Raw genomic sequence first — 8,474 nt, forward strand, 5'->3', positions numbered from 1 at the left:
GGCTGGGTGCTGGGCGACTTTCCCACCCATGAACGGCTGGTGCGCGATCTGGTTTACAGCTCCGGCGCGGCGGCGGTGTTCGTCAACTACCCCCGTTCCCCGGAAGCGCATTACCCACAGGCGATCAATCTGGCCTATGCCGCCACGGAATGGGTGGCCGAGTACGGCGAAAAAATCAACGTCGATGGATCACGGCTGGCGGTGGTCGGCAACAGCGTCGGCGGCAATATGGCGGCGGTGGTCAGCCTGATGGCCAAAGAGAAAGGCATACCGGCGCTGCGTTGCCAGATCCTGCTGTGGCCCGTCACGCACGCCCATTTTGATACCGATTCCTATCATCAGTTCGCCGAAGGCCATTTCCTGACCCGCAACATGATGAAGTGGTTTTGGGACAGCTATGCGCCCGATAAGGCGCAGCGCAAAAACATCTACGCCTCGCCGCTCAACGCCACGTCGGAACAGCTGCGGGGCTTGCCGCCGGCGCTGGTGCAAACCGCCGAGCTGGACGTGTTGCGCGATGAAGGGGAAGCTTACGCGCGTCTGCTTGACGCCGCCGGCGTCGAGGTCACCGCCACCCGCTACAACGGCCTGATCCACGATTACGGCCTGTTGAATCCGCTCGCCCACGTCCCGGCGGTGCATTCGGCGATCCACCAGGCCGGGCGCGCATTGAAGCACTATCTGTCCTGACGCTAGCCAACCACGTGGCAAGCCACCTGATGGCCGGGCGCCACGCTGCGCAGATGCGGCGCCTGTTCACGGCATTGCGCCGTGGCCAGCGGGCAGCGGGGATGGAAACGGCAGCCGCGCGGCGGGTTGGCGGGGTTCGGCGGCTCGCCGCCGGCCGCCCACGCCGGCGAACGTTGCACATCCAACGTCGGCACCGCCGCCAACAAGGCCTGCGTGTAGGGATGCAGCGGTTGGCGAAACAGCGAATCGCGGTCGGCGCTCTCGACGATCTGCCCCAGATACATCACCGCCACGTCCTGGCACAGATGCTCCACCACGCCGAGATCGTGCGAAATAAACAGCAGCGTCACCCCCTGCCGCTCCTGCAAATCGGAAAACAGATTGATGATCTGCGCCTGGATCGACACGTCGAGCGCCGATATCGGTTCATCGGCGACGATAAATTCCGGTTGCAGGATCAGCGCGCGCGCGATGCCGATGCGCTGCCGCTGGCCGCCGGAAAACTCATGTGGAAACCGCCCGTAATGCTGCGGCGACAGCCCGCAGATCGCCAGGGTATCGAGCACCCGTTCGCGCAGTTCCGCCTTGCTTGCCAGGCCGTGCTGCAACAGCGCTTCGCCGATGGCGTCGCCCACGCGCAGACGCGGGTTCAGCGAGCTGTACGGATCCTGAAACACCAACTGCATTTTCGGCCGCAGGGCGCGCAGCGCGTCTTTGTTGAGGCTATCCAGCGCCTGCCCTTTGAACAGCACCTCGCCGGCGGTTTTATCGTGCAGGCCGAGCAGCGTGCGGCCGACGGTGGTTTTGCCGCTGCCGGACTCGCCCACCAGTCCGAAAACGCGGCCCTTGCGGATGCTGAAGCTGACGTCGTCCACCGCCTTCAGTTGGCCGGTGGTGCGCCCGAACAGCCCGTCGCGCAGCGGGAAGTATTTCTTTAATCCTTTCACTTCCACCAAGGGTTCAGTCGACATGCGGGCGCCCTCCGGCGTTGAGGAAGCAGGCGGATTGGCGCTGCTGAGTCCCGTACAGCGGCGGAATGCCATCGCGGCAGCGCGCGGTGGCCTGCGCGCAGCGCTCGGCAAACGCGCAGTGTTCAGGCAGCCGCGCCAGATCCGGCACCTGGCCGGGAATGGAGTACAAACGGCGACGCCGCTGTCCCGGCACCGGCCGCGAGGCGATCAGCCCCTGAGTATAAGGGTGCCGCGGTTCGGCCAGCACTTCCCGCGTCGTGCCCTGCTCGACGACGCGCCCGGCGTACATCACCGCCAGCCGATCCGCCATTTGTGCGATCACCCCAAGATCGTGGGTGATCAAGATCATCGCCATATTGTGTCGCCGGCTCTGCTCGCGCAGCAACGCCAGGATTTGCGCCTGTACCGTGACGTCGAGCGCCGTGGTCGGTTCATCGGCGATCAGCAGCGCCGGCCGGCACCCTATCGCCATGGCGATCATCACGCGCTGCAGCATGCCGCCGGAAAGCTGGTGCGGGTAGCAGCGCATCAGCGCCTCCGCGCGCGCCAACCCCACCTCCTCCAGCCGTTGCACCGCCTGACGCCAGGCCGCTTTCGGCGACAGAAGCAAGTGCCTGATCAGCGGCTCCACCAGTTGTTCGCCGAGCGTCAGCACCGGATTAAGCGCGCTCATCGGCTCTTGAAAGATCATCGCCAGCCGGTTGCCGCGCAGATCCGCCATCTTGGATGCCCGCAGCGACAGCAGGTTTTGCCCTTCAAAGCGAATCTCACCGCCGTCTACCTGCGCCAGCGGCTGCGGCAACAGCCCCATCAGCGCCATGGCGGTCACGCTTTTGCCGCAGCCCGATTCGCCGACGATCCCCAGCGTTTGCCCGGCCTGCAGTTCCAGGCTGACCTGCTGCACCGCCCGCACCGGCCCCTGCTCGCCCTGAAACGACACCGACAGTCGGTCGAACGCCACCAGCGGTTGACTCATCGTTTTACCCCGCTCATTTTCGGATCGAGCGCGTCCCGCAGGCCGTCGCCCAAGATATTGATCGCCACCACGGTGACGAAGATCGCCAGCCCCGGCGGCATCCACAGCCAAGGGCGGCGCTGAAAGTCGATCAGGCTGTTGGCGGCGTCCATCATGTTGCCCCACGACGGCGTCGGCGGCACCACGCCCAGCCCAAGGTAGCTCAACGCCGACTCGCTGAGGATGGCGTTGGCCACCGCCATGGTGGCGACCACCACCAAAATCGGCACGGTATTGGGCAACAGATGGCCGAAGAGGCGCCGCCGGGTGGAGAGCCCCAGCACTTCGGTGGCCAACATGAAATCCCGCTCGCGCAGCGACAGGATCTGGCCGCGCACCAGCCGCGCCAGCGACGGCCAGCCCAGCAGGCTCAGCATGATCATCACCATGTAGATGCGGTAGTCCGGCGACACGTCGAGTTCGGTCAACATCGCGCCCATGATGATCAACAGCGGCAGGCCGGGAATGGTCATCAGCAGATCGGCGAAGCGCATGATCAGCCGGTCCGCCACGCCGCCCAGATAACCGGAAAGCGCCCCCAGCACGTAGCCCAGCGTCACCGACAGCAGCATCGACACCAGGCCGATGGTCAGCGATATCCGCCCCGCCAGCAGCAGCCGGGTGCAGATATCGCGGCCGAGAAAGTCGGTGCCCAACCAGTGCGCGCCGCTGGGCGCCTGATTGATATTCAGCACATCGCCGGCATCGTCGCGCCACGGCGACAACGACGGCCCAATCAGGCACAGCAACGCCAACAGCACCAGCAACGCCAGCGAAATCATCGCCGGCCGGTGGCGGCGCAGCCGTCGCCAGGCCTGCGCCGCGGGCGGTGGCGACAGTTGCGCCAGCGCCGGCAGTTGCGCCTGGCGCCAGCGGCGACGGCGGCCGAAAAACAACGTAGCCAACATCGTGTTACCTCAAGCGAATGCGTGGATCGGCGTAGGCGTACAGAATGTCCGCCAGCAGATTGCCGAGAATGGTCAAGGCGGCCAGAAACAGCGTGAACCCCATCAATACCGGGTAATCACGCGCCGCCAGCGAATCGATATGGATATGTCCGGCGCCCGGCCAGTTGAAGATTTTTTCGGTGATCAGCGCGCCGGAGAACAATCCCGGCAGCTCGAACCCCAGCAGGGTGATGATCGGCAACAGCGCATTGCGCAGCGCGTGTTTGAGGATCACCGTTTTCTCCCTGAGCCCTTTGGCGCGCGCGGTGCGAATATAGTCCATGCGGATCACCTCCAGCATGCTGGCGCGGAAATAGCGCGTCAGGCTGCCGGCCTGCAGCATCACCAGCGCCAGCACCGGCAACAGCAGGTGCGCCGCCACCTCCAGCGCCCAGGCCAGCCCGCTCGCCTCGCTGCCGGTGCGCAGCATGCCGCCCGCCGGCAGCCAGTGCAAATCGACGGCGAACCATTTGATCAGCAACAGGCACAGGAAGAACGTCGGAAACGACATGGCGGCGAACACCGCCACGGTGATCAGATGATCGAACAGCGAATAGGGTTTCATCGCCGAGATCACCCCCACCGCCAGCGCGATGCCCCAATACAACACCATCGCCACCGCCGCCAGCAGGAACGAGTTCCAGATGTATTGGTTCAGCAGCGTGCTGACCGGGATCTGGTACTGCAGTGAAAAGCCGAGGTCGCCCTGCAGCAGCCGGCCAAGCCAGTGCAGATAGCGGCTGAACAACGGCTGATCCAGCCCGTACAGCGCCCGCAGCTCGGCGGCGCGTTGCGCGGTCAGGTTGATGTTGCCGTCGATAAAGTCGCCGGGCGCCAGGGCGAAAATGCAAAAAATCAGCAAGGAAGCCAACAACAGCATCGGGATAGTCTGCAACAGACGGCGCAAGATAAAGTTTCTCATCGCGGGTTCCATCGCCGCCGCCCGGAATGGCGCGGCGGCGTCAGGGCGTTACGGCGCCGGTTTGACGTTCGGCAGGCTGCCGACCAATCCGTTGTAGATATCCGGTTTAAAGCCGGTGACGCGCGCGCTGCTGGCGCTCAAAATCTCGCGGTTGCCGAGCAGGATCACCGGCGGATCGTCCGACAGCGCCTGATACAGCTGGTGGTACAGCGGCTTGCGCTGGGCGATATCCAGCGTGGCGTTGGCCCTGGCGATCAGCGCATCCACCTGCGGGTTGTGGTAGCCGGTCTCGCTCTCGCGGCTGATGAAATCGCGCACGCCGTCGTGCGGATCGTTCAGCGTGCTGGTGCTGAGGGACGCCAGGTCGTAATTGCCTGCCTTGCGCTGCGCCAGCAGCGCGTTGAAATCCAATACCTGCGGTTTCAGCACCACGCCGAGCCGGCGGTAGTTATCCTTGGCGATCGGCACCAGCGCGTCGTTGATCAGCTTTTTGGTCACCAGCAGCGTCAGCTCCAGCTTTTTACCGTCTTTCTGCCGGATACCGTCAGCGCCCACCTGCCAGCCAGCCTCGTCCAACAGCTTTTTGGCCTTATCGAGATCGTAAGCGTAAGGATTGATGCCGTTGGCGTCGTAAGCCCAGGAGATCGGCGAAATCGGCTGGTTGGCGACCTTGCCATACCCTTGGTACACCACGGCGATCAGTTTTTGCCGATCCAGGCCGTAAATCAGCGCCTGACGCACCCGCTTGTCCTGCAGGGCCGGGCGTCTGAGGTTGAAATCAACGCGGCTGTAATCGCTTGAGCTGTAAAGGTTGATATTGGCGAAGCCGAGCAGCTTGAGCTGTTCGATATCGTCCGGCTTGGCGGTAAAGGCGTCGTAGTCGGTCTCACCGGTCTGGAACAGCTGGAAGTTGGTGGCCGGGTTGGTGACGCGGTAGATAAAGCGCGCCATCGGCGGCGGGCCGAGGTAGAAGTTCGGATTGGCGTGGAAGCGGATCTCCTGCCCCGGCACGTACTTGTCGTAAATATAGGGGCCGTTGCCGAGCGGCTTGCCGTTCAAGGCGCGCACGCTGTCGAGCTTGCCGCGCTGATAGTCTTTGCCGTAGTAAGCCCGCGACAATACCGGCCCGCCAATCAGTTGCAACGTGGTCGCGCCCGGCTGGGTGGTGACGATCTGAATGGTGCGATCGTCGATCACCTTCAGCCCGCTGATGCCGGCGGCGGTACCGTTTTTATACTCGGCGCCGCCCTGGATGTGCGCCGGCGTGATATCGGTGTCGCCGTCATAGGCCGGATCGTGCAGCAGCGTCAGGGTAAAGGCGATATCGTCGGCTTTCAACGGCGAGCCGTCGCTGTAGACCAGATTCGGCCGCAGCCTGATGGTATAGGTCAGATTATCGGGGCTGACCTGCCAGGATTCCGCCAGGCGCCCTTCCGGCTTGCCCTGGCTGTCCAGGCCGATCAGGCGGCTGAAGATCACGTCGGTCACGTTCTCGTCCCAGCCGTTGGTGAACAGATACGGGTTGAAAATCCCCTGCGGTTCCGAGATGCCCGCCACCACGGTGTCTTTGCGCAGCTTGGCGGCGGCCGGCACCCGGCTGACGTCGCTGGCCGGCGTGATGCCTTCGGCCAGCGTTTCCGCCTGCGCGCCGGCGCTCAATCCCAGCGCGCAGATCAACGCCAGCGGCGTCAACCGATAACGCAACAGTTTGTTTAGCTTGTTTTTTATTCTACTCACCCACTGCCCCTCGTCTACCCGTTGATAAAAATGTGACAAAATTTATCGCAGAGTAATGGGCGGCTGGAGGGCTGTCTAACAACGAAACCGGCATTCCATTGCCGAAAAAAGCATTATGAATTTTTTTGGGGTGAAGCGGCGGGAAAAATGCGATTCAGCCGGCCGCCGCCAGCCCCCGGATAAGTTTGGCTAAGGTTTTTATCGCCTCTTCAAAGCGATCATTCCATTCAAAAGAGGCGTTGAGACGGAAGCAGTGGTTGAAATGGTCGCCGGTGGTGAACATGCGCCCCGGCGCGATGCTGATGCCCCGGGAAAGGGCCCGCCGGTACAGCTCCATCGACGACAGCGCCGGATCGAGCTCCAGCCACAGGAAGTAACCGCCGTCGGGCTGGCTGACCTTCACCGTCGGCGGGAAATGGTGGGCGATCGCCTGACGCATCGCGCTTTGGCGCTGGGCCAGCAGGCGGCGCAACCGCCGCAGGTGGGTGTCGTAGCCGCCATGCAGCAGATAATCCGCCAGCGCCATCTGGGTCGGCACGCTGGTGGAAACGGTGCTCATCAGCTGCAAACGCTGGATCTGCTGCGCATAACGCCCCGCCGCCACCCAGCCGACGCGAAAGCCCGGCGCCAGGCATTTGGAAAACGACGAACAATGCAGGATTTGGCCGCCGCTGTCGAGCGCCTTGGCCGGCAACGGCCGTTCGGCGCTGAAGTACAGCTCGCCGTAGACATCGTCTTCGATCAGCGAGATCTGCCGTTCGCGCAGCAGCGCCACCAGACGCTGTTTGTTGGCTTCCGGCAGGGTGGCGCCCTGCGGGTTCTGGAAGTGAGTCATCAGCCAGCAGGCTTTGATCGGATACTGTTCCACCGCCTGCTGCAGCGCGTCCAGATCGATGCCGTCCTGCGGATGGGTGGCGATCGCCACCGCCTTCAACCGCAGCCGTTCCAGCGCCTGCAACGCGCCGTAAAACGCCGGCGACTCGATCGCCACATAGTCGCCCGGTTGGGTCACCGCCTGCAGGCTGAGGCTGAGCGACTCCATCGCCCCGGCGGTGATGACGATTTCGTCCGGCGCAACCTGCATGCCGCTCAGCGCATAACGTTGGGCAATGTGCCGCCGCAGCGCGTCGTTGCCCGGCGGCAGGTTGGCCAGCGAACTGTGCGGCGTGAACTTGCGCGCTACGCTGCTCAGCGCCCGCGCCAGCTTCGGCTGGGCGAACAGCGTGGCGTCGGGAAACGCCGAACCGAAAGGCACGATGTTCGGATCCTTGCTGGCCTGCAGCACGTCAAAAATAAAGGCGTTGATGTCCACCTGCTCGCTCAGCAACAGTTTCTCGCCGCGCGAAGGCTGAGGCAGCGGCTGCGGACGCGCCGCCACGTAGTAACCCGACTGCGGCCGGGCGACGATCCACCCCTGGCTCTCCAGCAGTTGGTAAGACTGCACCACCGTCATCAGGCTTAATCCGGCGCGTTTGCCGCTCTCGCGCAGCGAAGGCAGCTTGTCGCCCGCCCGCCACACCCGGTTCTGGATCTGTTCTCTAATCTGCTGCGCAAGCTGCTCGTATCGGGTCATAACCATTAACTGTTATATGAAAAAGTAAAATAACTGTCACTATTATAGTCACTGTACTTCGTGATTAACTTAACGCCAAGCTTTTCACATAAAAATGACAGCTATACTCAAGAGGTTAATTTATGTTCAACCCTAGGAGGCGCCATGCTGGGTCTTGATGCACTGGAACTCGCCAGAATACAGTTCGCCTTCACCGTGTCTTTCCATATCATCTTCCCCGCCATCACCATCGGTTTAGCCAGCTATCTGGCGGTGCTGGAAGGATTATGGTTGAAAACGCACAATGAAGCCTACCGTGAGCTTTACCATTTCTGGTCAAAGATTTTCGCCGTTAACTTCGGCATGGGCGTGGTGTCCGGGCTGGTGATGGCCTATCAGTTCGGCACCAACTGGAGCTTCTTCTCCGAGTTTGCCGGCAGCATTACCGGGCCGCTGCTGACTTATGAAGTGCTGACCGCCTTCTTCCTCGAAGCCGGTTTCCTCGGCGTGATGTTGTTCGGCTGGAACCGCGTCGGCCCAGGGCTGCACTTCTTCGCCACCTGCATGGTCGCGCTCGGCACACTGATCTCCACCTTCTGGATCCTGGCCTCCAACAGCTGGATGCAGACGCCGCAGGGGC

Annotated in this window: 7 protein-coding genes and 1 pseudogene (1 of these 8 only partly in view); 2 read left to right on the forward strand and 6 right to left on the reverse strand. The window is 62.9% G+C overall.

Going from position 1 to position 8,474, the window contains the following annotated elements:
• Positions 1-690: pseudogene (locus tag ADK28_RS21235) on the forward strand (alpha/beta hydrolase); it begins 283 nt to the left of the window's first position.
• A 2-nt stretch (positions 691-692) separates the two neighbouring features.
• On the opposite strand, the gene ADK28_RS21240 reads toward ADK28_RS21235, so the two are convergent.
• From ADK28_RS21240 to ADK28_RS21265, 6 genes are all read right to left on the reverse strand, one after another.
• Positions 693-1,661 (reverse strand): ABC transporter ATP-binding protein, encoded by a 969-nt coding sequence (locus ADK28_RS21240; protein WP_048796591.1) that lies wholly within the window; start codon positions 1,659-1,661, stop codon positions 693-695.
• On the reverse strand, positions 1,651-2,637 hold the full coding sequence (locus ADK28_RS21245) for an ABC transporter ATP-binding protein (protein WP_033640070.1): 987 nt from the start codon (positions 2,635-2,637) through the stop codon (positions 1,651-1,653). Before ADK28_RS21245 ends, ADK28_RS21240 begins: the two co-directional genes overlap by 11 nt.
• Positions 2,634-3,584, reverse strand: a complete 951-nt coding sequence (opp4C, locus tag ADK28_RS21250) for an oligopeptide ABC transporter permease (protein ID WP_016927379.1) — start codon at positions 3,582-3,584, stop codon at positions 2,634-2,636. Before opp4C ends, ADK28_RS21245 begins: the two co-directional genes overlap by 4 nt.
• Positions 3,585-3,588: 4 nt before the next feature.
• The gene (locus ADK28_RS21255) at positions 3,589-4,545 is read right to left on the reverse strand and encodes an ABC transporter permease (RefSeq protein WP_004934604.1); all 957 of its coding nucleotides are present in this window, start codon (positions 4,543-4,545) and stop codon (positions 3,589-3,591) included.
• Between the two features lie 48 nt (positions 4,546-4,593).
• Positions 4,594-6,249: an ABC transporter substrate-binding protein gene (locus ADK28_RS21260; RefSeq protein ID WP_048796592.1), complete on the reverse strand. Its 1,656-nt coding sequence runs from the start codon at positions 6,247-6,249 to the stop codon at positions 4,594-4,596.
• Positions 6,250-6,436: 187 nt separating this feature from the next.
• Positions 6,437-7,855, reverse strand: a complete 1,419-nt coding sequence (locus ADK28_RS21265; protein WP_033640068.1) for a PLP-dependent aminotransferase family protein — start codon at positions 7,853-7,855, stop codon at positions 6,437-6,439.
• A 144-nt stretch (positions 7,856-7,999) separates the two neighbouring features.
• On the opposite strand from ADK28_RS21265, the gene ADK28_RS21270 reads away from it, so the two are divergent.
• The coding region (locus ADK28_RS21270; RefSeq protein ID WP_048796593.1) for a cytochrome ubiquinol oxidase subunit I at positions 8,000-8,474 on the forward strand (475 nt) is incomplete at its 3' end.

This window comes from Serratia sp. 506_PEND, from assembly GCF_001076875.1.
In the GTDB taxonomy this organism is placed as follows: Bacteria; Pseudomonadota; Gammaproteobacteria; order Enterobacterales; family Enterobacteriaceae; genus Serratia; species Serratia marcescens.